The organism is Bradyrhizobium erythrophlei (assembly GCF_042430365.1).
In the GTDB taxonomy this organism is placed as follows: domain Bacteria; phylum Pseudomonadota; class Alphaproteobacteria; order Rhizobiales; family Xanthobacteraceae; genus Bradyrhizobium; species Bradyrhizobium erythrophlei.
In genome coordinates this window covers 45,899-67,636 of record NZ_JBHMET010000127.1, presented here as the reverse complement: position 1 = coordinate 67,636, position 21,738 = coordinate 45,899, and the positions used below count along the sequence as shown (strand labels likewise).

The following is a 21,738-nucleotide window of genomic DNA, read 5'->3' as shown; positions in this document are numbered from 1 at the left end:
TCGCCGATCTTCGCAACAAAGATGTGTGCATTAGATAGCCGGCGAGACCGGGCTTGTTTGCCACCGTCGTCAGCAAAGACTTGCTGACGAGACACCAGCCACTGGGGCGTCAGGACCACACGACTTCGCCGTCCGCCTCATGCGTGCTCGTCAGTCACGCGTTCAGCGTCCACCGCATCCCACACCACGTTCGTGACCATCGCGAGCCGCCCCTCATTCGGGTGAGACGGGCGGAGTCCTAACATGGATTCGTGGTGCTGGAAAACCGAAATATTTTTCTTGGCAGGGCTTGCGCCGTCGGGCAAATCAGTGGCAAGGGCGGACGCTCGCTGCATTCCAAGCGTGACGCGATGATGTCCGCTTCGCTCACAAAGCGAACGAGATCGTGCGGCGACGCAATATGTCGCGAAGGGCCCCACTTCCGGACTCATGCGGTGCAGCAAGCCAACCGTTTGCTCGTCTTTTCGGAGCAACGAGGGAGAGATTACGCCGTGCGCCGTCTTGGGCATGGCGACCGCTGGTATGGCACTTCCGTGTGACTGGGTTTATCATCCTACGTGCGGTGAGCATTTATCGAGCGACCTTTCGGATTTCTAGACGATCCGATCTGTGAGCCGCTGACTGCGCGCAAGGCACTTTGTCAATGCAGCCCGAAACCCGGTACGCTTCGAGCGAAGGTATCAACATCGCCTACCAAGTCTTGGGCACGGGCCCGTATGACCTCGTGTTCGTCTTGGGCTGGGTGTCGAATATCGAAGGTGTTTGGGAGGAAGCGGCGTTCGCCCGCTTTCTGACTCGCCTTTCCTCTTTCTCGCGGCTCATCCTATTCGACAAGCGTGGCACCGGATTATCTGATCGGGTCACTGAAATGCCAAGCCTTGAGGTGCGGATGGATGATGTTCGAGCCGTCATGGATGCAGCGGGCTCGGAACGTGCAGCTCTTTTTGGTATCTCGGAAGGTGCTCCGATGTGTGCGCTGTTCAGCGCCACGTATCCGGATCGGACGTCGGCGCTAATCATGGCGGGCGGCTACGCGCGGCGTACTCGAGCACCGGACTATCCCTGGGGACCGACAAAAGAAGAGTACAACGCCTGGATCGACCAAATGAGGCGCGATTGGGGAAAGCCGTTCGGGCTCGATGCCCGTGCTCCGAGCATGGCGCATGACCAGCGCTTCCGGGAATGGTGGGCGCACTATCTGCGAATCAGCGCCAGTCCGGCGGCTGTGGTCACCTTCACGCGGATGAATGGCGAAATTGATGTTCGGCACGTGCTGCCTACGATTCGCGTCCCGACCTTGATCCTCCATTGTGCGGGGGACCGCGCGATCGACATTGGCGGGGCTAAGTATATGGCGCAGCAGATACCTCAGGCGAGGCTGATTGAGCTTCCGGGTTCCGACCATTTTCCCTGGCTCACCAACGCAGACGTTGTTCTCGGCGAGATCGAGGAGTTTCTCACTGGCACTCGGCACGCCACAGAGCCCGACCGAGTGCTTGCTACCGTTCTTTTCACCGACATTGTCGATTCGACGAAGCGCGCCATCGAAATGGGCGACCAGTCATGGCATCGCGTGCTCGATGAGCACGATCGAACGGCGCGTCGGATAGTGGAACAATATCGAGGCAGTCTTGTGAAGGCGACAGGAGACGGCATACTCGCGACGTTCGATGGCCCTGGCCGGGCGATACGTTGTGCACTGGATTTCGAGACAGCGGCCGCGCAAATCGGACTGTCCCTCCGAGCCGGCCTCCATACTGGGGAGGTCGAAAGGAGGGACCAGGATATTGGCGGTATCGCCGTTCATGCCGCAGCTCGCGTCATGGCGCTCTCCGGCCCGGGAGAAGTTCTCGTCTCAAGAGTGGTAACGGACCTGGTAGCGGGCGCGGGGCTGAAGTTCGCTCACCGCGGAGCGCACAAGCTCAAGGGGTTGCCGGGCCGTTGGGACTTATTCGCGGCGAGCCCGTGACGATTTCCTGAACGTGCCGATTGCTGGTAATTTTCTCCTGGACTGCGACCGCGCATGTCGCGGCATCTACGCGCTTGCGAACTCCACCAGCATACCGTCGCCGGTGGTCTTGACGATGCAACCTTATGGACGGCGATTGCGGGATCGACGATTTCGCGCCATGAGCTTTCAGGGCTGCAAGCGTCCCAACTTCATCAGCGCCCATCAGGCGCGAGTAGCCCGCGACATGGACTGCGAGAATGGCAGCAAGCCGGCGTTCGACCCGCGCCTCGGCCATGTGGTGCGCTCCGGTGCATTTGGGCAAGTTTATGGGTCAGAACCGGGGTGTGTCCACCAAGTTCGCAATGACCGCTGTGGGTCCATTTTCGACCGATTCAGCGGGGATCGTCGGCTGCTTGATGTCCGCTTTGCCCCAAAAGCACCGGTGCCGGGGTCGAGCTAGGCGCATTGTGTTCGGCCGGACGCCTGTGCACTTGCCCAGCCTCTTATTGCTTGTTGTCCGGGGATTTCTCGAACGGTCGTAACTGCCGTCGCTCTGGTCGAGACGTGCGATCGTCCTTGTCGGCGCGAGGGGCAGCGGGCGATCGCCGTTGCCGCGGCGGCGCCTGGGGCCTTCCTGCACCGTTCAGCAGGTGATGGTTGCCGAATGAAATTGCCCGCGCAGCAATCCCAGCCCGCTCTCGGATCATGCTCTAAGACAAACCGGATCACCGCTGTTCTTGAAGAATCGGTGCGCCGAGCTCATCGAAACGGAACAGCTGAAACACCCGCTGGCCATTGAAGTCGAGCACTCTCAAATCATCGGTTTCGTGAAGATTGCTCTCGACTGCATGAAAATGCCCGCCGTAGCGCTCCCTAGCGACCGATACCGGAACTTCGAATGCAACGAACTTGCCAATTCCTTTCTCCTTGAGCACATCGAGGAGCTTCGGATCACGCAAGGACTCGTGCGACGTCAGAATAAGCAGAGGACCACTTGCCGTGAGCAGCAAAAGCGATTTCATCGAACCCTCCCTCGCGGTTGGACTGATTTCACCGGTCTCCCGTCTGGTTGGACAGTGTCGCTGACGCTCCCAATATAAGCCTATTCATCATTGATAACGACTCCGGGGTTTTGCTGGTTGAAAACGTCCGGGAGTGGTGCGCCTGGAATGCGGTTGAACCATCGCGGAAGGAGGCCCTAGAGCCCCGTTCCGATGGAATCGAAACGGGGCTCTGGATTCTTGTTTTGACGCGTTTTCTTTACGCGAACCGGTATCCACTTCGCTCGAAAACGCTCTGGTCCAGCAACGGCGCGATGTGCTTTGATGCGTGGGGGCCTGAACCGAGACGCATGGGTGGTGCCATGTATGTGTTCATTCGAAAGTACACCAAGGTCCATTCGGTTGCGGATGCCGCCCGTCGCGCCAAGAGCGGCGTCGGTCAGATCCTCAGGGAATCAAGCGGATTCAAATCTTATTTTGTGCTGGATGGGGGCGGAGGCGTCGGCGTTGCCGTGATGATGTTCGAGGACCGCGAAAGCGCCAATGCGGCGAACAAGAAGGTGCTGGATTTCGTTCAAGCAAGTTTGCACGACCTTAATCTTGGCGACCCCGAAATCATCGCCGGGGAAGTCTTGGTGAATATAGAGGCTGATGCGTAATTGTTCGCAATATTGTTCGCAATTGTTCGTAAAGGCCGTTTTGCTCAGCCCGGCGAACGAGATTGTCGTTGCGCGCTGATGCGTTGCGCGCGGTAGGACGTTTGAATACGCGCACAGACCGCGGATGCAATCCGGATCAGCCGGATCGCATCCGTCACCCTCGCGAAAAATCAGCCTCCCGCGGCCGCGATTAGCGCTCACGGCTCCATGGGAAGAGGGAGGCCGGGAAATCTGCCGCGTAGCGGTGACCGATCTCCGGCCGCGGCTCCTCCTGCGGCGGATTTCTGTCGGGCTCGATCACCTTCCGGTAGAGGTGCCAGCTCGCGTGACCGAGCACCGGCAGGACGACGCAGAGGCCGATGAAGAACGGCAGCGAGCCCAGGGCGAGCAGGATCGCAACGACCAAACCCCACGCGGCCATCTCGACCGGATTCATCATCACGGCGCGGATCGAGGTCCTGATCGCATCGATCGCCGTCGCGTGCCGGTCGAGCATCAGCGGGAACGAGACCACGCTGATGCAGAGCGCCACCAGCGCAAACAGGAAGCCGACGCCGCATCCGACGACGATGAGGGTCCAGCCTTCAGGCGTCGTCAGCACGCGCTGGGCGAAATCGGGAATGCTCGCAGCCGCCGCATAGCCGAAGGTTGCAATGTAGATCGCGTCCGCGGCAGCGATCCAGACCCCGAACAGAACGAACAGGAGGACGCCGAGTTCGAGCATCGCGCCGAACGACGGTGCGCGCAGCACCTCCATGGCATCCCAGGCGCCGGGTTCCTCTCCGCGCTCGCGGCGGCGGCTCAATTCGTAGAGGCCGAGCGCGGCAAAGGGGCCGATCAGCGCAAAGCCGGCGGCGAGCGGAAACAGCAGCGGCAGCACCGAATAGCCAAGGACAAGTCTGAACAGGACAAGTCCGAGGATCGGATACATCACGCACAGGACGACGGCGTGGGTCGGAATGGCCTTGAAGTCTTCCCAACCCAGGCGCAGCGCGTTGCCGAGGTCGGTAAGGCTGATCTTGCGAACGACGTAGGCCGTGGAGACGCCAAACAATTGCAGTTTGGGTCGTGCGAACACTGTTGTCATGGTTCCGGGCTCCTTGCTCGTGCCCGCAGGCGAGCGGAACGCCCTCAAAACGCACGCGTCCGTCTCATCCGCGAAAATCGCGACCGAGTCCGGCAAATCAGGTTCAACGCGAAGATGCTTGCCGGACGACGTCAGTCGCAACCGGTGCAGTCAAGTTAGTCCGATGCGCGGTAGAAGCAAGATAGCGAACGCGCTCGGGAGAACTTTGCCAGCGCACAACTCCGGTTTTTGCGGTGCATCATCGGATGGTGGCGGCACGATCGGTGTTGTCAGGCGTGCTCCTCTATTGACGCCGGGCGCGACGGGTACCATGTTGAAGATACTGAACGCCCCCAGCTCTGACGAGATTGCTGGCGTGACGTGGATGCTTTTGTCATGTCCGACGTCGCGACCGGCAGAATGGGCGAGGCAAGAAGCACGGTGATGGTGAACGTGACACCGTCGCTTTGACGTGAGCTCCGCCCTTTCGTTCGTCTCCGCAGCCTTGAATGGCAAGGAGGGATGAGGGATGGCTGTAGCGCTGATACTGCTCTTGGTTGCGGTCGCCTCGGTGCTGTTCCACCTGTACAGCCCCTGGTGGTGGACGCCGATTGCCTCGAACTGGCGCTACATCGACGACACGATCAACCTGACATTCTGGATTACGGGAGCGGTGTTCTGCGCGGTCATCGCGTTCATGGCCTATTGCGTCCTCCGCTTTCACCACACCGAGGGACGGCGCGCCCACTACAATCCAGAGAACAAGAAGCTGGAATGGTGGCTCAGCATCGGCACCGCGATCGGGGTCGTCGCCATGCTGGCGCCCGGCCTCGTCGTCTGGCACCAGTTCGTCACGGTGCCGTCAGATGCGACTGATGTCGAGGTCGTTGGCCAGCAATGGATGTGGAGCTATCGGCTGCCCGGAAAGGACGGCCGGCTCGGCACGTCGGATGCGCGCAATATCAGCGCCGAGAATCCTCTCGGGTTGAATCCGAACGATCCGAACGGACAGGATGACATCGTCGTCCAGAACGACGATTTGCATCTGCCGGTCGGCAAGCCGGTGAAGGTGCTGCTCCGCTCGATCGACGTTCTGCATGATTTCTACGTGCCCGAGTTCCGGGCGAAGATGGACATGATACCGGGCTCGGTGACCTACTACTGGTTCACGCCCACGCGGACCGGAACCTTCGAGGTCCTCTGCGCGGAGCTGTGCGGTGCCGCGCACGCGCAGATGCGCAGCAAGGTCATCGTTGAGGAAGAGAAGGAATATCACGCGTGGCTGGAGAAGCAGCACACGTTCGCCGCCCTGTCAGGGCAGCGCAACGTCGCGAAGGCCGCGTATCAGACAGGTAGCCAGTGACGAGGACAGGCCCGATATCATGAGGTGAACTCGTCGCTGAACAGAAGACCAGGAGGAAGTTCCGATGGTCGATATTCCGTTCGATGAGGTCGCAGGCATTCCGCCCGCCGAAGTAGCCGAGGTCGAGCTCTATCACCCGAAGAGCTGGTGGACGCGCTACGTCTTTTCGCAGGACGCCAAGGTGATCGCCGTCCAGTATTCGATCACCGCGATGTCGATCGGAATGGTGGCGCTGGTGCTGTCGTGGATGATGCGGCTGCAACTGGGATTCCCCGGCACATTCTCGTTCATCGACGCCAACCAGTATCTCCAGTTCATCACCATGCACGGCATGATCATGGTGATCTACCTGCTCACGGCGTTGTTCCTCGGCGGCTTCGGCAACTATCTCATCCCGCTGATGGTCGGCGCGCGGGACATGGTGTTCCCCTATGTGAACATGCTGAGCTACTGGGTCTACCTGCTCGCCGTGCTGGTGCTGACCGCAACCTTCTTCGTGCCGGGTGGGCCGACCGGGGCCGGCTGGACGCTCTATCCGCCGCAGGCGATCCTCTCCGGCACTCCCGGGCAGGACTGGGGCATCATCCTGATGCTGGCCTCGCTGATCCTGTTCATCATCGGCTTCACGATGGGCGGCCTCAATTATGTGGTGACGGTGCTGCAGGCGCGTACGCGCGGCATGACCTTGATGCGCATGCCGTTGACGGTGTGGGGCATATTCACCGCCACCGTGATGGCGCTGCTGGCGTTCCCGGCGCTGTTCGTCGCCTCGGTGATGCTGTTGCTGGACCGCATCCTCGGCACCAGCTTCTTCATGCCGACCCTGGTCGAGATGGGCCAGCTGACCAAGTATGGCGGCGGCAGCCCGATCCTGTTCCAGCACTTGTTCTGGTTCTTCGGCCACCCCGAGGTCTACATCGTCGCTCTTCCGGCGTTCGGCATCATTTCGGACCTGATCAGCACCCACGCGCGCAAGAACATCTTCGGCTATCGCATGATGGTCTGGGCGATCGTGGCGATCGGGGCGCTGAGCTTCGTCGTGTGGGCGCACCACATGTATGTCAGCGGCATGCACCCGTATTTCGGGTTCTTCTTCGCCACCACGACCCTGATCATCGCGATCCCGACCGCCATCAAGGTCTACAACTGGGTGCTGACCCTGTGGCGCGGCGACATCCACCTCACGGTGCCGATGCTGTTCGCGCTCGGCTTCATCGTCACCTTCGTCAATGGCGGCCTGACCGGACTGTTCCTCGGCAACGTGGTCGTGGACGTTCCGTTGTCCGACACCATGTTCGTGGTCGCGCACTTCCACATGGTGATGGGAATTGCGCCGATCATGGCCGTGTTCGGCGGGATCTATCATTGGTATCCGAAGGTCACCGGACGGATGCTCAATGATGCGCTCGGACGCTTCCACTTCTGGGTGACGTTCATCGGGGCCTACGCGGTGTTCTTCCCGATGCACTATCTCGGCCTGCTCGGGATGCCGCGCCGCTATCACGACATCGGCGAGACCGCCTTCGTCCCGGCATCCGCCCATGACCTCAATGCGTTCATGAGCGTGGCGGCGCTGATTGTCGGCGTCGCGCAGCTTGTGTTCATCTTCAATATGATCTGGAGCCTGTTCAAGGGGCGGGAGGCCGGCGGCAATCCCTGGGGCGCCACCTCACTGGAATGGCAGACGCCGGAGACCCCGCCCGGGCACGGCAACTGGGGCAAGGAGCTCCCCGTCGTCTATCGCTGGGCCTATGACTACAGCGTGCCCGGTTCCGCGAGGGACTTCATCCCGCAGAATGAACCGCCGGCCAGACTGGCGCCGCAGGGAGCCCATCCGTGAGTGCTATCGTCCTGTTCATTGCTACGATTGCAGCGATCGCGGGATGGTGGCTTTCGCAGCAACGGCTGGCCGCCAAGCCCTGGCTGGAGCAGGGCGTCGCCGTCGATCTTCGCGGCGAGCACGGTTCGTCGGTGCCGGCGGCGAAAATCGGCCTCGGTGTGTTTCTCGCCGTGGTCGGCTCGCTGTTCGCGCTCCTGATCAGCGCCTATTCGATGCGCACAACCATGGTGGACTGGCGCGAGCTGCCGTTGCCGAGGCTGTTGTGGTTCAACACCGGCATCCTGGTCATCAGCAGCGTGGCGCTGCAATGGGCGCTGACGGCGGCGCGCCGCGACGACAATGAGGGCTTGTTCGTCGGCCTGTTGATCGGCGGCGCATCCGCCATGATGTTCCTGACCGGGCAGCTCGTGGTGTGGCAGCAGCTGAAGGTCGCCGGCTATGTCGTGGCGTCGAACCCGGCCAATTCCTTCTTCTACCTGATCACCGCGCTCCACGGGCTGCATGTGCTAGGCGGCCTGGTGGCCCTCGGTAGGACGACCGCAAAAGTGTGGCGCGGCGCGCCGATGATGCAGCAGCGCCTGAGCGTCGAGCTGTGCGCCATCTATTGGCATTTCCTCTTGCTGGTCTGGCTGGTCCTGCTCGGTCTCTTGACCGGCTGGACCGATAATTTCGTAAGCATCTGTCGCCAGTTGCTCACTTAGGCGAGGGCAGGAACCGATGGCAGAGACGGCTTTGACGCATCCGAAGGCCGCGCCCGGGACAACCCCCGGATTGCGCGGCATCGCCGCCGACTGGGCTTCCGACCAGCGCGCGTTCAAGAACGTGTCCTGGGGGAAGGCCATGATGTGGATCTTCCTGCTCAGCGACACCTTCATCTTCAGCTGCTTCCTGCTGTCATACATGACGGCGCGGATGTCGACGACCGTGCCGTGGCCCAACCCGAGCGAGGTCTTCGCCCTCAATATCGGCGGCAAGCACATTCCGCTGATCCTGATCGCCATCATGACCTTCATCCTGATCTCGAGCAGCGGCACTATGGCAATGGCGGTCAATTTCGGCTATCGCCGCGATCGCGTCAAAACGGCGGCCCTGATGCTGGCCACCGCGGCCTTCGGCGCAACCTTCGTCGGCATGCAGGCCTTCGAATGGACCAAGCTGATCATGGAGGGCGTGCGGCCCTGGGGCAACCCGTGGGGCGCGGCGCAGTTTGGTTCATGCTTCTTCATGATCACCGGCTTCCACGGCACGCATGTGACGATCGGCGTCATCTTCCTGATCGCGATTGCGCGAAAGGTCTGGCGCGGAGATTTCGATGTCGAGCGGCGCGGCTTCTTCACGAGCCGCAAGGGCTACTACGAGATCGTCGAGATCATGGGCCTGTACTGGCACTTCGTCGATCTGGTCTGGGTGTTCATCTTTGCCTTCTTCTATCTCTGGTGAGGTCGCGCATGACAGAAGCAGCGGTACATGTTCAAGGGCAGGCAGCAGCACAGCATGCGTTACACAGCTATGTGCATGAGGCGGTCGCATCGGGGGCTACGCACGCGGAGGGCCAGCAGCACCCGATCAAGCTCTACCTCGTGGTCTGGGGATGGCTGTTCGTGCTCAGCACCTGCTCCTATCTGGTCGACTATTTCGGCATCCACGGCCATCTCCGATGGTCGCTGATCCTGCTGTTCATGGTGCTCAAGGCCGGCCTGATCGTCGCGGTGTTCATGCACATGGCCTGGGAGCGGCTGGCGCTCGCCTACGCCATCCTGCTGCCGCCCGTGCTGGTGCTGGTGTTTGTCGGGATCATGGTATTTGAGTCCGACTACACGCATCTGCTGCGGGTGATGTTCTTCGGAGCCACGACCTAGAAGCCGGACGGATGGCGTTGGCCGTGGGCCTCGTGCGGATCAGAGCCCGTCGCGGCGGCTGCGCTCGGCGCGCAGCGAGGTGGCGACGAAGCCGACATCTGCGATCCCGCGGTGGAGTTCCCTCGAACAGACGAGCAGCGTCACCGCGATCGCCGCGGCCGCGACCAGCCCGCTCACCAGCAGCGGGTTTGCGCAGAACGTGTCGAGCAGGTTGTCGAGCGGAAGCAGTCCGCCCGGCTGCCGCGCGATGCAAGCTGCCGACGCCAGCGCCCGGCCGCCGAGCATCACACAGGCGGCGTTGGCGCAGGCGAGGGCAAGGATGACGACGGCGAGGCCCTTCTTGATCGACAGGACGAGGTCGATCAGCTTGACGACGGCGCAACCGGCGCCGGCGAACCCGATCGCGGCGACCCATCCCGGCGCTCCTGGGGCGAGCGCCTGCGCCTGACCCGTCCACAGAAAGAGCACGGCCGCGCCGGCGAGCAGCGCGAGGTCGACCTTCACGACCTCCGGAAATTTGCAGCGAAGCACATAGGCGTTGGCCTTCTCGACGAGGTCGAGCAGGGCGCAGGCGATCAGCCCGGCGGCAAAGCCGCCGAGATGGACACCCCAGTCGATCCGCGCCGAGCTGATCGCAAACGCGATGTTCAGTCCGATGTTGATGGCGAAGAAGTCGAAACCGACATCGAGCTTGCCGAGAATCCACAAGGACAGCAGCGCGCCGAGGATGCCCGACGTGGCGCCGGATGCGCCCACCGTCAGATACGGGGTGGAATGGATGATGTTGCCGGCGATGGCGCCGAACACCATCGCGCAGACATAGATGATCAGGAAATAGGCCGGCCCGACCCGGTTCTCGAGATGTCCGCCCCAGAGCACGAGACACAGCATGTTGGTCGCCAAATGCAGGAAGCTGACATGCAGGAAGCCATAGGCGAACAGCCGCCAATATTCGTGCCGGGCCAGCGCGGTCGAATACATCCCGCCGTAGCGAAACAGCAGCTCCGACGGCGCCTGCGAACCGCCGGCCTGGATGAAGCAAAGCCCCGAGACAAGGACGGTTGCCGTCATCACGGCGTAGACCGCGGCGTGCGGGACCTCGAAGAAGCCGGGGCTGGCGCGGTACGTGGCCATGATCGGTCGCACAAGGATTGGGGGCGGGAGTTTTAGCGTAGCGGAGCCGCCAGAGGATTGCCACTTCCAGTGCGGCCACATCGGCCCGATCACAACCCGTTGTTCGTTGCTCCTCCGGCGGCATCACCGAGATGGCGCCGATCCCGGGCAAGGAAATCAAATCCAGCGACCAGGTGCCGCCCTCGGAATATGTCCGGCGGCACGCCGATATCATAACCATGGCGGTCGGCCTGATCATCCATGGGGATCAGGCCGACCAGATCCTGCGTAATAAACAGGCAGATTTGATCGCCGTCGGCCGGGAAATCCTCAACAATCCCAACTGGCCGATGGACGCGCGCTCAAACTCGGCGTGGAGGGCCGGTTTCGTGATGTTCCACCGCAGGTCGGCTAGCGGCTCGGCACCCCTGCCAAGCGCGGCTTCGGGACCAGGCCGCCGACCTGGCAGAACGGGCTTCACGAATCCGACAAGTCATGATGACCGGACCGTAATGGACCGGTGGGCGGGCGGCCTTGATCCGACCAAAAAGCCGTTGTGTGGTGCCCCGGTCGGGATGAGGCGGCCGATTGTTGCGAAACATTACCGGCGGCCATAGCGAAAAGGGATCGCGGATGCGCAAGAACATGGGCTTTTTCCTCGGCACGGTTGCGGGCGCCTGTCTCACCCTTCTCGTGACCTCGCCGCAGGGCGGAGCGCATCTCGTCGCGATGGCCAAGGCCGCGACCCGCGCCGACAACACCTATTCCCAGCTCAATCTGTTCGGCGAGGTGTTCGAGCGGATCAGGACCGACTATGTCGAGAAGCCCGACGATTCCAAGCTCGTCGAGGGCGCGATCAACGGCATGATCTCCTCGCTCGATCCGCATTCCCGTTACATGAACGAGAAGGGCTGGGCCGACATGCAGGAGACCACGCATGGCGAGTTCGGCGGGCTCGGCATCGAGGTCACGATGGAGGACGGCCTCATCAAGGTGGTGGCGCCGATCGACGATACGCCGGCCGCGCGGGCAGGGATCATGTCCGGCGACGTCATCACCGCGATCGATGACGAGCAGATCCAGGGGCTGACGCTCGACCAGGCCGTCAACAAGATGAAGGGCGCGCCGAACAGCGCGATCCGGCTGAAGATCATCCGCAAGGACGCCGACAAGCCGCTCGAGCTTGCGATCACCCGCGAGATCATCCGAGTCCGCCCGGTGCGCTATCACACCGAAGGCGGCGACATCGGCTATATCAGGATCACCTCGTTCAACGAGCAGACCACCGAGGGCCTGCGCAAGGCGATATCAGAGATCTCCAGGCAGATCCCGCAGGACAAGCTCGCGGGCTATGTCATCGACCTCCGTAACAATCCGGGCGGCCTGCTCGACCAGGCGGTCTCGGTCACCTCGGCGCTGATGCAGCGCGGCGAGGTGGTTTCGACCCGCGGCCGCACGCCCGACGAAACCCAGCGATTCACCGCGCGCGGCGGCGACATGACCAAGGGCAAGCCGCTCGTGGTGCTGATCAACGGCGGGTCGGCCTCGGCCTCCGAGATCGTGGCCGGCGCGCTGCATGACCACAAGCGCGCAACCTTGATCGGCACCCGCTCGTTCGGCAAGGGCTCGGTGCAGACCATCATTCCGCTCGGCGGCCACAATGGAGCGCTGGCGCTGACCACGGCGCGCTATTTCACCCCGTCAGGCCATTCGATCCAGGCGCTCGGCGTCAGCCCCGACATCGAGGTGCTGCAGGACGTGCCGGACGAGCTCAAGACCCGCGCTGAGATCATCAGCGAGGCCAAGATGCGCGGACATCTGGCGGCCGAAGGCGCCGAGCAGACCGGCTCGCAGTCCTATGTCCCGCCGGACGAGAAGAACGACAAGGCGCTGATCGCGGCGTTCAACCAGCTCCGCGGTGTCAGCGTCAATGCCGACGCCAAGAACGCCGATGCCAAGACGGGCGCGAAGCGGCCGGTGCCGAACTAGACGTTTCACAGCATTGCTCTGTCATCGGGCGTTCATGGCGAGGAGCGCCACCGGTCGCGCGAATGCGAGCCGGATGACAGGCTCCGCGCGTCTCTGGACGATGCTTCGCATCGCCAGGCGAGCCATGAGGCCTGTCCGTGAGCCAATCAAGCAAGGATCTTCAGGCCGCGCCGGCGGCGCAGCTGGCGCAGCGACAGAATGTGCAGCAGGATTGAGCCTGGCACGACGAGAGCAGGGGTGAGCACACCCGGATAATCGCCAGCGCCGATGCTCTGCACGTCCGGAACGATCAGCTGAAAGGGGCCGGGCGAAGTGATCATGCCCATGGTGATCGCGACAGCGAAGTCGGCAAGGCCGAAGATGTTCCAGAGAGTTGCCGCGCTCCGGCCTTCGGCTGTGCCGGTCGCCACTGCGATTGCTACCGGCAACGCGAACAGTCCGGTCAGCACGTCGCCGATGCCAGCCGGCAATGCGAACACGCCGGGCAGCGCCCCGCGCATCCAGGCCGCCAGAGCCCAGCTGCCGAATATGCGGTAAAGCTGAAGCGCGACGAGCCAGCTCTCTGGCGTCGCATCGAGCACCTGCCCGATCCGCTTCGAAAACAGCAATAGCGGCGCGCCGACGATCACCGGCAGGACGATCGCTGATGGCAACACCGGCAGAGGCGTGGTGCCCAGGCGGAAGACGCCGTTGATCGCGGCACTCCAGGCGACGGCGAACCACAGCGTGTCCGGGATCATAATCGCCAACCAGGTCGCGCGGCGTTGACCTGGCGTCAGGTCTGCCTGCTCGAGGCCGAGCCACAGTCCCAGCGCGATGAGCCCGTGGGCTGCGAGCTGGTGGGTCGTGGTCGGAACGCCGCTGGCCTGGATCGCCGGCCAACTGTAGATCAACAGCATCCACAGCGCCGTGAGCGGAACCAACCAGAACAGGTTGCGCAAGGCGTCACGCGACGGAACGATAGCAGGGGACAAAGCTTCGGTCGTCATCGGTGGTCCTCCATGTGAGCCTTGTGCATTGCGCTTGCGCTCAGGGATTGGCCATGAGCAGGCGGAGCGGCAAAAGAGGACCGAGTGCGATGTACTCGTGGTCCATGAGATTTTGTCGGGCCAACGGTAGGCCCTCCATGATGGCCTGCGCCTCGGCGACATCCTTGCTATCCAGCAAGAGGACAACTCCGCGCCCATCGCCGCGCGAATACCATTCGCGAATCCGCCCATTGAGATAGAGCTGAACGGTCTGCCGGATTTCAGTCGGCATGACGGCCATGACTTGTTCGCGTGTGACGCCTGCTTTCACGGTAAGGATGACCATCACCCCAGTGGTTGTGGGCGAGGTGGCTTGTGCTTGAGCAACGGATGGATGCGTCATTGAAGTAGCGCCTATCAGAGTGAGGGTGAGTGCCAAGGCAACGTTACGGATCGCTCCGATCGCTGTCGTTTTTCCAATCACGGGGTCACCTTTGTTCGTTGAGATGGCCACGATGTCGCGAATGTTGGGGCTCGAAATCCGCGGTGTTCCTCATTGGCCAGTCACGTATAAGGTCCCTTACCGCGAGCGACTATTCGCGATAATATTGACGGGCTATGAAGCAGAACTTCACAGTCAGGCAGGGTGCGCTCGACGGCGTGGAAGCGTTTCTAAGCGTCGCCCGGCACCATAATTTTCGCCGAGCGGCTGCCGAGCTCGGGGTGACGCCATCGGCGATCAGTCAGGCGATACGCGCACTCGAGTCGCGTATCGGCGCGGTACTTTTCCTCCGTACGACGCGCAGCGTCGGCCTCACCGAAGCCGGCGAACGATTTCTTTCGCGCGCGAGGCCCGCCTTCGAGGAGCTCATCGCAGCAAGCGGAGCCGCGCGAGAGATCGGGCAGCGTCCGGCTGGGCTGTTGCGCCTCACGGTGCCGCGCGCAGTGGTGCCGATCCTGCTGGAGCCGCTTGTCGCGTCCTTTTGTCGGGCGTATCCCGAGGTCGAGGTGGAGATTGCCGCAAGCGAGGATCTGGTCGACCTCGCGGTCGGAGGCTTCGACGCCGGAATACGGATGGGCCAGTTCATTGCCGCCGACATGGTCACTGTGCGGCTGACGAAGCCGCTTCCGCTCGTCATGGTCGGTAGTCCGGCGTACCTCTCCCGCAACGGCCGGCCTGAGCGTCCGGATGATTTGCGCCGCCACGCATGCATCCGATTGCGACGATCCAACGGCGCACTCGCTCCGTGGTCGATCAGCGACAACGGCCGCGCGATCGAGATCGCGGTATCAGGCCCTTTCATCGCCAACGACTTTCCCACGATGCTTGGCGCCGCCGTCGAAGGCGTGGGGCTCGCACAAGTGCCTGCCCCGCTCGCCACCGGTGCCGTGACGGCGGGAAGACTCGTCCGCGTGCTGGAGCAATTCGCGCCGATGACGCCAGGTGTGTTCCTCTACTATCCCGGCCATCGACAGATCATGCCGAAGCTGCGAGCCTTCATCGATCACGTGAAAGGCCATTCGGGCGTGGGCCGACCAAAGCCGAATTTGCGTCGATGACGGGCGAACCAGACCGCGCAATGGAGGCGGATCAGTCTCTCTTGAACGGAGCAGCGATGCACCTCGCGCCCACATAGCCGAAATCGCAGTTAACGCAGGTCAATTGAGCTGATCAGCGTCTCGCTGGCGTCGCTATGCAAGATTGGTGAGCCCATCACTCAGGCCGGCTTTGCGAAGTCCATCGAGGAAATGATCGCGGTCGGTGGGGTCTCTGTATCTACTGGCGCGCGTCCGAGCGAGCTCGAGCGTGTTTAATGGTAGGACTTCACGATTCTCATTCAATTCCAAGGCTCGCTCTCGAATGAATGCGCGTGCCTCGATACTTGCTTCTCTCGGTCGATCGGTTTGCGCGTAGCACGCCGCAAGGAGCGCGTACGACCAGCGGTCGCTAGATCGGGCTTCCCTGAGAACTTTGATCGCCTGTTCGTATTCGCGAGCCGAATAAAGAGCCAACGCGTGGTACCAATGGTATATATTGGGTGGAAACGGGTTTAGCCGTTTGGCCGATTTGATCCAGGTAAGCGCGTCCTGCCAGTGCCCCCAGTAGATCAGAATATTTGCAAAAGCGGCGGCGACATCAGCGTCGTTCGGATTGAGCGCCAGAGCGCGTTTGAAATGAGTTTCGGCCTCTTGATCACGATTTTGCAGGAAGAGAAGCTGTGCGAAGACGCTGTGCGACCAGGCGTCGTACTCATCTAGATCGAGGGCGATCTCGATCTCGCGACGAGCATCCTCCAGTGGAGGGGCGGCGGGAGACTCCAGAAACGCAGCGCAGACTATCGTCCAAGCGATATTGGCGTGAGCGCGAGCATAGGCTTGATCGAGCCCCATGGCCTTCTCGAAGTAGCCTCGCGCCTCGTCCATGCTCCTGACGGTCAATTGACGCCATTTCTCGTTTCCCAGAAGCACGAGATCGTAGGCCGTGATGTTCGAGGTCTGCTTGCCTCTTGCGATCTCACGGCCTGCGTCCTCAAGTCGGCCGGGCAGCGCCGAAACAACCTTGCCGACGATTTCGTCCTGGATGGCGAATATGTCTTCGAGCTCGCGGTCGTAGCGCTCCGTCCAAAGGGTGAAGCCGTTCGCGGCATCCAGAAGCTTGACGGTCACCCGCACCCGCGTCCCAATCCTGCGCGCGCTCCCTTCGGCTACATATCGTACGCCGAGTTGGTGGCCGATCTCTCTAATGTCGGACGACCTGGTCCGGTAAACGAAGCTGGAATGGCGGGCCACGACGAAGAGCGACCGGAAACGCGATAATTCTGTAATGATGTCTTCTGTGATCCCGTCGGAAAAATAGTCCTGCGCGGGATCGCCGCTCAAATTTAGGAATGGCAGCACGGCGATCGATGGTTTGTCGGAGGTCGCGGGCGGGAGCCATGTTTGCCGGCTGCCATCGGACAAGGTGGCGGCCGGCGGGCCGACGTAGCGGTAACCGCGACGCGGCAGCGTCTCGATCCAGCTACTGCCACCTTCGACGGCTGCAAACGCCCGGCGCAGAGCCGCGATCTGCACGGTCAGATTGCTTTCCTCGATCGCGAGCCCCGGCCAGGCCGCCTCCATCAAAGCGTCCTTGGCAACCGGCTTACCCGCCTTTTCCAGAAGCAGCCGAAGGAGCGCGACTGCTCGCCCGCCGAGAGCAACCGGCTCGGCTCCGCGAAGCAGCATGTCGGCGTCTGCATCGAGACGAAATGGACCGAACTCGTAGATCGTCGCCATCGCCTAGAGACACCAGTTTTAGGGAAATTTGCAACTTTTTCCGATCGGATTCAGGACCAAGAGGGTTAGAGCGGCGCAGTTTGCGTGGCTGGTGTCCGGCCTATGAGGGATGGATCACCACTGCAAATGGACGAGCCGACGATCGGCGAGCGCGACGGGATCCGCCTCATGAATCCTCTTGTCAATCCACGGTCTATCGACGGGTCGAACCGACCGCACAGAATTCTTGAGGCGGTTCAGGCCATGGCTCCACTGATCGCGGAGCGACGAGGAGAATTCGATGCCGACCGTCGCCTTCCAGACGCGGTGTTCGCGGCAATGGCCGACGCCGGCCTTTTCCGCTTGTGGTTGCCTCAATCGCTTGGCGGTCCGGAACTCTCCCCACTCCAATTCCTGGACGTCGTCGAGGCCGCTTCGACGCTCGACGGTTCGGTTGGCTGGCTCGTTGGCAATGGCGGAGGGATGAGCCGCATTGGCGGTTACATCCCCGAGCCCGTCGCAAGGGAATGGTTTGCAGATCGACACACATTCGTGGCCAGCTCGACCGGCGCGATCGGCTCCGCAATCGCCGTCGAAGGAGGGTACCGCGTCGCAGGGCGCTGGCCGTTTGGCAGCGGTGCCCATCATGCAAGCCACTTCATGGTGCTGGCCAGTAATCCTGAAGTGCCTGAGTCGCCGGTTATATGCTGCTATCTGGATCGCAAAGACGTGACGGTTCTCGATAATTGGTACGTCTCCGGACTGCGCGGCACCGGCAGCTGTGACCTCGAGGCCCACGACATCTTTGTCCCGGCCGCGCGCGCTCACCTCTTCATCGGATTGCGGCCGACCCAAGAGGGGCTCCTCTACCGCATGCCGCCGGTGTCGGTGTTCTCCTGGAGCATCTGCGGCGTTCCCCTCGGCATTGCCGCAGGTGCGATGCGGTCATTCGTTGATGTTGCCTCCCGAAAGGGGCGCTTGGGCGTTTCCGGCCTGCTGCGCGACCGCGAGACGACCCATGCCATCGTCGGACGAATGAAAGCGACGCTTCGTGCCGCCCGCGCCGGTCTGTGCGAAGCCATGAAGGACTTGATGGATGCGACGCAGAGCGGCGACGGATTGACGGATGCGCGCGCGAACCTCCGAACCGCCACCGCCCATGCGGCAGAGGTTTCGGTATGCGTTACCGACATGCTGGCGACTACGGCAGGCGCTGTGGCCATCTTCGAGACCTGCCCGCTGGAGCGTGCAGTCCGCGACGTGCACGCTGCCGTCAAACATATCGCGATGAGTCCTAACTACTATGCCGTTGCCGGCCGATTGGCGCTTGGGCTCGATCCCGGCACGGCGAGATTCTAGATCCGTGATCGTGGCGAGGAGCAAATCGGATGGAGCAGCGGCAGCCATATGACGACCTGATGGGCAAATCACACTCCGAACCTCGGCCCACTCCACAGCTACGGCTCAAGGGCAATGTGGTCCTCGAGGGGAACGCCGGCTACGACGAGGCGCGCAAGGTTTGGAATGGCGCCATCGATAGAAAGCCGGCCATGATCGCCTACTGCGCGGATACCCAGGATGTGGTTGAGGCCGTGACGTTCGCGAGATCCCGCGCGTTCCCGGTGGCCGTTCGCAGCGGAGGCCATAATGTCGCTGGGCTGTCGGTCTGCGACGGCGGCATGGTCATCGACCTGTCGCGAATGAAGCGGATCGAGGTCGATCCGGTCCGCCGGATCGCGCGCGCGGAGGCCGGCCTAAACCTGGGCGAGTTCGACAGGGCGACACAGGAGCACGGCCTGGCGACCACCATGGGCATCAACAGCGATACCGGTATCGCCGGGCTCACGCTTGGCGGCGGCTTTGGCAAGCTCGGGCGCAAATACGGATTGACTTGCGATAACCTGATTGCCGCCGAGGTTGTGACATCCGAGGGAGAGATATTAAGGGCCAGTGCAACCGAACACTGCGACCTGTTCTGGGGCCTGCGGGGTGGGGGCGGCAATTTTGGCATCGTGACCGAGTTCGAATACCGGCTCCATTCCATCGGCACCTCATTGCTCGTCGCGTCAGCACTTCATCGATATGATCAGGCGCGCGACGCCATGCGCTTCTACGATGAATTCGCCCGCGGGGCCCCTGACGAAGCGGACGTCGATGCAGCCCTCGTGACCCTGCCGTCGGGCGATCGGTTCTTCAGCATCTCGGGCTGCTATGTAGGACCGCACGAGCAGGGCGAGCGGGCCCTTTCACCGATCATCAAGTTCGGCTCGCCCGTTGAGACGCGCCTCGCGACTGTTCCTTATCTCGACATTCAGTCGGGTGGCGATGCTTTGTTTCCGCGAGGACGTCGCTACTACTGGAAGGCGCAGTTCCTGCGCGAGATCAGTGCGGGCGCGATCGACGCGCTGCTCGACGGCTATGCAAGAGCCCCCAGCACCTCGTCTTTGCTGGTTTTCCAGCACGTCGGCGGCGCAATTGCGCGGGTTCCAGCGCCCGATTCGCCTTACGCAAACCGCGATGCAGCGTTCGACTGCTTTCCGGTCGCGATCTGGGACGATCCGGCCGACGACGACGCGAACATGCGTTGGGCGCGCGAGCTGTGGAGCGCCGTCAGGCCCTATTCGACCGGCGGCGTCTACGCGAACAATCTCGGGGATGAGGGCGAGGATCGTGTCCGCGATGCCTATGGTGAGAACTATGCGCGGTTGGCCGCGCTCAAAGCCAAATACGATCCGACCAATTTCTTCCGCCTGAACCAGAATATCAAGCCGACGGCATAGTTCACCACATCGCGGAAAATCCAAATGCGTGCCGAACTAGTACGCGGACACATTAGCTCGAAGCCATAGCCGTATCGACGCGAGCAGGGCAACGGCAAAGCAATTCGCGACGAGCATGAACCTTGCCTGTCAATTCGCCCCATAATCGTCCGATCGACTGTCTTCTGTTCTGAGGATGCATGCGCCGTGCTGGTGCACACGGACGATCGAGGTGTCGATCATCTGGACAGCGGCGAAACACAAGCACTCCGGCGCGCGTTGCTCTTGGGGCGAACCGGACATCAACCTGCCGGCCGAGATCGGCGGGCCGGGTCGCAAATTGGACCCTAACCAGAAGTCGCCTAGCCGCGTCCGGTCTGCTATATTGTGACAAGACATTCATAAGCTTCGGAGGTCGTGCCGTGATCCCTGAAGTTCGCTACGCCAAGAGCGGCGAGGTGCACATCGCCTATCAAGTCTTTGGTGATGGCCCGGTCGATCTGGTGATAATCCCCGGTTTTATTTCGAATATTGAACACTATTGGGATTGGCCGGAAGCTGCACGTTGGCTGAAGCGTTTGGGAAGCCGGGCGCGTGTTATCCTGTTTGATAAGCGCGGCACCGGGCTTTCCGATCGGTTGGGCCAGTTGCCGAATCTCGATCTGCGAATGGATGACGCGCGAGCCGTGATGGATGCCGCCGGCGTCGAGCGGGCCGCCGTCATGGGTATTTCCGAGGGTGGGTCGCTTGCGGTGCTCTTTGCCGCGATCCATCCCGAGCGGTGCTCGGCCCTGGTCCTTTATGGTTCGTTCGCGCGATTCTCGGACTGGTTTCCGACGAAGCAGAAGCTCGACGCCTTTCTGGACTACGTCGAGAACGCCTGGGGCAGCGGCAAGAGCTGCGTGGCGTTTGCCCCTTCGAAAAAGGGCGATGTCGAATTCCAGCGATGGTGGGGCCGGTGGGAACGACTGGGCGGGAGCCCATCGGCGGTACAGATCTTGATGCGAATGAATAGCGAAATAAACATTGACGGTATCCTTCCGTCAGTTCGTGTTCCCAGTCTTATCCTGCATCGAACGGAGGATCCCACGGTCAGCATCCAGGCCGGGCGATTCCTTGCGTCACACATTCCGCACGCGACGCTGATCGAACTGGAAGGGCCCGATCACGTGTGTTGGCTAGGTGACAATGCAATAGAAATTGCGGATACGATTCTGGATTTCGTCGTCGAACCGGGAGCCAAGGCGCAGGAAATCACGACATCACAGCGCGTGCTGGCGACCATCCTGTTTACCGATATCGTTGCCTCGACCGAACGAGCCCGGGAGCTAGGCGACGGACGATGGCGTGAGCTCCTGCGGGCCCATGATGCGACTGTTCGGCGCGAAATCATGAGATTTCGCGGCAACGAGGTAAAGTCGACAGGAGATGGATTTCTGGCCGATTTTGATGGCCCGGCAAGGGCAATTCGGTGCGCCATGGCGATCACAGAGGCGATGGCACCGCTCGGGGTACAAGTCCGCGCGGGGCTCCACACTGGCGAGGTGGAACGCACCAAAACGGATGTTGTCGGAATTGCTGTTCATCTCGCCGCGCGCATCATGGATACGGCGAGCGCGGGCGGAGTTGTCGTATCAAGGACGGTAAAGGATCTTGTCGCCGGCTCAGGAATTGAATTCGACGATGCGGGCGAACACCCCTTGAAGGGGCTCGAAGAGAAGTGGCAGCTGTTCAAGGTGAGAGCGGCGGCTTAACGCACCGTCTGTTGAAATGAAGGTTCATCGTCGCGGCGTCAAACGGAGGTGACCGTGTGGCAACCGGATGGATGGGGTTGGCGAGCGCGGATAGGATTACTGACTCCCCACGCAGATATTGGACCGGAGTCCGAATTCCGAGCCATGGCACCGGACGGAAT

19 protein-coding genes and 2 pseudogenes are annotated in these 21,738 nt (G+C 61.8%); 13 read left to right on the top strand and 8 right to left on the bottom strand.

Annotated features, from left to right (window positions below; genetic code table 11):
* Positions 1 to 643: 643 nt before the first annotated feature.
* Positions 644 to 1,969, top strand: coding sequence for an adenylate/guanylate cyclase domain-containing protein (locus ACFFWD_RS19790; RefSeq protein ID WP_376968168.1), 1,326 nt, complete (start codon positions 644 to 646; stop codon positions 1,967 to 1,969).
* A gap of 37 nt (positions 1,970 to 2,006) precedes the next feature.
* Here ACFFWD_RS19790 and ACFFWD_RS19785 read toward each other — a convergent pair.
* Together ACFFWD_RS19785 and ACFFWD_RS19780 are read right to left on the bottom strand one after the other, a co-directional pair.
* Positions 2,007 to 2,246: pseudogene (locus ACFFWD_RS19785) on the bottom strand (hypothetical protein); the annotation flags it as partial.
* 430 nt (positions 2,247 to 2,676) lie between these two features.
* A complete protein-coding gene (locus tag ACFFWD_RS19780; protein WP_376968167.1) occupies positions 2,677 to 2,973 on the bottom strand; it encodes a cytosolic protein in 297 nt (98 codons plus the stop codon).
* A 341-nt stretch (positions 2,974 to 3,314) separates the two neighbouring features.
* Here ACFFWD_RS19780 and ACFFWD_RS19775 point away from each other — a divergent pair, with 341 nt between their 5' ends.
* On the top strand, positions 3,315 to 3,611 hold the full coding sequence (locus tag ACFFWD_RS19775) for a hypothetical protein (protein WP_376968166.1): 297 nt from the start codon (positions 3,315 to 3,317) through the stop codon (positions 3,609 to 3,611).
* A 190-nt stretch (positions 3,612 to 3,801) separates the two neighbouring features.
* Here ACFFWD_RS19775 and ACFFWD_RS19770 read toward each other — a convergent pair whose 3' ends face one another.
* On the bottom strand, positions 3,802 to 4,698 hold the full coding sequence (locus tag ACFFWD_RS19770) for a DUF2189 domain-containing protein (RefSeq protein ID WP_376968165.1): 897 nt from the start codon (positions 4,696 to 4,698) through the stop codon (positions 3,802 to 3,804).
* Positions 4,699 to 5,206: 508 nt separating this feature from the next.
* Here ACFFWD_RS19770 and coxB point away from each other — a divergent pair.
* The 5 genes from coxB (at position 5,207) to ACFFWD_RS19745 (ending at position 9,739) form a co-directional block, all read left to right on the top strand.
* On the top strand, positions 5,207 to 6,040 hold the full coding sequence (gene coxB, locus ACFFWD_RS19765; RefSeq protein WP_376968164.1) for a cytochrome c oxidase subunit II: 834 nt from the start codon (positions 5,207 to 5,209) through the stop codon (positions 6,038 to 6,040).
* Between the two features lie 64 nt (positions 6,041 to 6,104).
* Entirely contained in the window at positions 6,105 to 7,880 is a 1,776-nt protein-coding gene (ctaD, locus tag ACFFWD_RS19760) for a cytochrome c oxidase subunit I (protein WP_376968163.1), read from the top strand.
* The gene (locus tag ACFFWD_RS19755) at positions 7,877 to 8,581 is read left to right on the top strand and encodes a cytochrome c oxidase subunit 3 (protein WP_376968162.1); all 705 of its coding nucleotides are present in this window, start codon (positions 7,877 to 7,879) and stop codon (positions 8,579 to 8,581) included. Before ctaD ends, ACFFWD_RS19755 begins: the two co-directional genes overlap by 4 nt.
* Positions 8,582 to 8,597: 16 nt before the next feature.
* Entirely contained in the window at positions 8,598 to 9,320 is a 723-nt protein-coding gene (locus tag ACFFWD_RS19750) for a heme-copper oxidase subunit III family protein (protein ID WP_376968161.1), read from the top strand.
* Between the two features lie 8 nt (positions 9,321 to 9,328).
* Positions 9,329 to 9,739 carry a cytochrome C oxidase subunit IV family protein gene (locus tag ACFFWD_RS19745; protein ID WP_376968160.1) on the top strand — a complete coding sequence of 137 codons (411 nt, stop codon included), beginning with the start codon at positions 9,329 to 9,331 and terminating at the stop codon, positions 9,737 to 9,739.
* A 39-nt stretch (positions 9,740 to 9,778) separates the two neighbouring features.
* Here the strand turns inward: ACFFWD_RS19745 and ACFFWD_RS19740 are convergent, their stop codons facing one another.
* On the bottom strand, positions 9,779 to 10,873 hold the full coding sequence (locus tag ACFFWD_RS19740; RefSeq protein ID WP_376968159.1) for a rhomboid family intramembrane serine protease: 1,095 nt from the start codon (positions 10,871 to 10,873) through the stop codon (positions 9,779 to 9,781).
* A gap of 131 nt (positions 10,874 to 11,004) precedes the next feature.
* On the opposite strand from ACFFWD_RS19740, the gene ACFFWD_RS19735 reads away from it, so the two are divergent.
* Together ACFFWD_RS19735 and ACFFWD_RS19730 are read left to right on the top strand one after the other, a co-directional pair.
* Positions 11,005 to 11,469 (top strand): oxidoreductase, encoded by a 465-nt coding sequence (locus ACFFWD_RS19735; protein ID WP_376968158.1) that lies wholly within the window; start codon positions 11,005 to 11,007, stop codon positions 11,467 to 11,469.
* Positions 11,470 to 11,485: 16 nt separating this feature from the next.
* Complete coding sequence (locus ACFFWD_RS19730) at positions 11,486 to 12,841, top strand: S41 family peptidase (protein ID WP_376968157.1); 1,356 nt, start codon at positions 11,486 to 11,488, stop codon at positions 12,839 to 12,841.
* 146 nt (positions 12,842 to 12,987) lie between these two features.
* On the opposite strand, the gene ACFFWD_RS19725 is transcribed toward ACFFWD_RS19730, so the two are convergent.
* Positions 12,988 to 13,782, bottom strand: coding sequence for a DUF8737 domain-containing protein (locus ACFFWD_RS19725; RefSeq protein ID WP_376968156.1), 795 nt, complete (start codon positions 13,780 to 13,782; stop codon positions 12,988 to 12,990).
* An 88-nt stretch (positions 13,783 to 13,870) separates the two neighbouring features.
* Complete coding sequence (locus ACFFWD_RS19720) at positions 13,871 to 14,323, bottom strand: hypothetical protein (protein ID WP_376968155.1); 453 nt, start codon at positions 14,321 to 14,323, stop codon at positions 13,871 to 13,873.
* Between the two features lie 104 nt (positions 14,324 to 14,427).
* Between ACFFWD_RS19720 and ACFFWD_RS19715 the strand changes: the two genes are divergently transcribed.
* Positions 14,428 to 15,369, top strand: a complete 942-nt coding sequence (locus ACFFWD_RS19715; protein ID WP_376968154.1) for a LysR family transcriptional regulator — start codon at positions 14,428 to 14,430, stop codon at positions 15,367 to 15,369.
* A 132-nt stretch (positions 15,370 to 15,501) separates the two neighbouring features.
* On the opposite strand, the gene ACFFWD_RS19710 is transcribed toward ACFFWD_RS19715, so the two are convergent.
* Positions 15,502 to 17,085 carry a winged helix-turn-helix domain-containing tetratricopeptide repeat protein gene (locus tag ACFFWD_RS19710; protein WP_376968153.1) on the bottom strand — a complete coding sequence of 528 codons (1,584 nt, stop codon included), beginning with the start codon at positions 17,083 to 17,085 and terminating at the stop codon, positions 15,502 to 15,504.
* A 126-nt stretch (positions 17,086 to 17,211) separates the two neighbouring features.
* Between ACFFWD_RS19710 and ACFFWD_RS19705 the strand changes: the two genes are divergently transcribed.
* Positions 17,212 to 18,423, top strand: coding sequence for an acyl-CoA dehydrogenase family protein (locus ACFFWD_RS19705; RefSeq protein ID WP_376968152.1), 1,212 nt, complete (start codon positions 17,212 to 17,214; stop codon positions 18,421 to 18,423).
* 29 nt (positions 18,424 to 18,452) lie between these two features.
* On the top strand, positions 18,453 to 19,844 hold the full coding sequence (locus ACFFWD_RS19700; RefSeq protein ID WP_376968151.1) for an FAD-binding oxidoreductase: 1,392 nt from the start codon (positions 18,453 to 18,455) through the stop codon (positions 19,842 to 19,844).
* A 112-nt stretch (positions 19,845 to 19,956) separates the two neighbouring features.
* On the opposite strand, the pseudogene ACFFWD_RS19695 reads toward ACFFWD_RS19700, so the two are convergent.
* Positions 19,957 to 20,078: pseudogene (locus ACFFWD_RS19695) on the bottom strand (IS5/IS1182 family transposase); the annotation flags it as partial.
* 167 nt (positions 20,079 to 20,245) lie between these two features.
* Between ACFFWD_RS19695 and ACFFWD_RS19690 the strand changes: the two are divergent.
* Positions 20,246 to 21,577, top strand: coding sequence for an adenylate/guanylate cyclase domain-containing protein (locus ACFFWD_RS19690; RefSeq protein WP_376968150.1), 1,332 nt, complete (start codon positions 20,246 to 20,248; stop codon positions 21,575 to 21,577).
* Positions 21,578 to 21,738 lie beyond the last annotated feature (161 nt).

What these genes read in the sequence shown, in the direction of transcription:
- ACFFWD_RS19790 (WP_376968168.1), top strand. Translation starts at nt 644, where the DNA reads ATGCAGCCCGAAACCCGGTACGCTTCGAGCGAAGGTATCAACATCGCC.
- ACFFWD_RS19780 (WP_376968167.1), bottom strand. Translation starts at nt 2,973, where the DNA reads ATGAAATCGCTTTTGCTGCTCACGGCAAGTGGTCCTCTGCTTATTCTG.
- ACFFWD_RS19775 (WP_376968166.1), top strand. Translation starts at nt 3,315, where the DNA reads ATGTATGTGTTCATTCGAAAGTACACCAAGGTCCATTCGGTTGCGGAT.
- ACFFWD_RS19770 (WP_376968165.1), bottom strand. Translation starts at nt 4,698, where the DNA reads ATGACAACAGTGTTCGCACGACCCAAACTGCAATTGTTTGGCGTCTCC.
- coxB (WP_376968164.1), top strand. Translation starts at nt 5,207, where the DNA reads ATGGCTGTAGCGCTGATACTGCTCTTGGTTGCGGTCGCCTCGGTGCTG.
- ctaD (WP_376968163.1), top strand. Translation starts at nt 6,105, where the DNA reads ATGGTCGATATTCCGTTCGATGAGGTCGCAGGCATTCCGCCCGCCGAA.
- ACFFWD_RS19750 (WP_376968161.1), top strand. Translation starts at nt 8,598, where the DNA reads ATGGCAGAGACGGCTTTGACGCATCCGAAGGCCGCGCCCGGGACAACC.
- ACFFWD_RS19745 (WP_376968160.1), top strand. Translation starts at nt 9,329, where the DNA reads ATGACAGAAGCAGCGGTACATGTTCAAGGGCAGGCAGCAGCACAGCAT.
- ACFFWD_RS19740 (WP_376968159.1), bottom strand. Translation starts at nt 10,873, where the DNA reads ATGGCCACGTACCGCGCCAGCCCCGGCTTCTTCGAGGTCCCGCACGCC.
- ACFFWD_RS19735 (WP_376968158.1), top strand. Translation starts at nt 11,005, where the DNA reads ATGGCGCCGATCCCGGGCAAGGAAATCAAATCCAGCGACCAGGTGCCG.
- ACFFWD_RS19730 (WP_376968157.1), top strand. Translation starts at nt 11,486, where the DNA reads ATGCGCAAGAACATGGGCTTTTTCCTCGGCACGGTTGCGGGCGCCTGT.
- ACFFWD_RS19715 (WP_376968154.1), top strand. Translation starts at nt 14,428, where the DNA reads ATGAAGCAGAACTTCACAGTCAGGCAGGGTGCGCTCGACGGCGTGGAA.
- ACFFWD_RS19710 (WP_376968153.1), bottom strand. Translation starts at nt 17,085, where the DNA reads ATGGCGACGATCTACGAGTTCGGTCCATTTCGTCTCGATGCAGACGCC.
- ACFFWD_RS19705 (WP_376968152.1), top strand. Translation starts at nt 17,212, where the DNA reads ATGGACGAGCCGACGATCGGCGAGCGCGACGGGATCCGCCTCATGAAT.
- ACFFWD_RS19700 (WP_376968151.1), top strand. Translation starts at nt 18,453, where the DNA reads ATGGAGCAGCGGCAGCCATATGACGACCTGATGGGCAAATCACACTCC.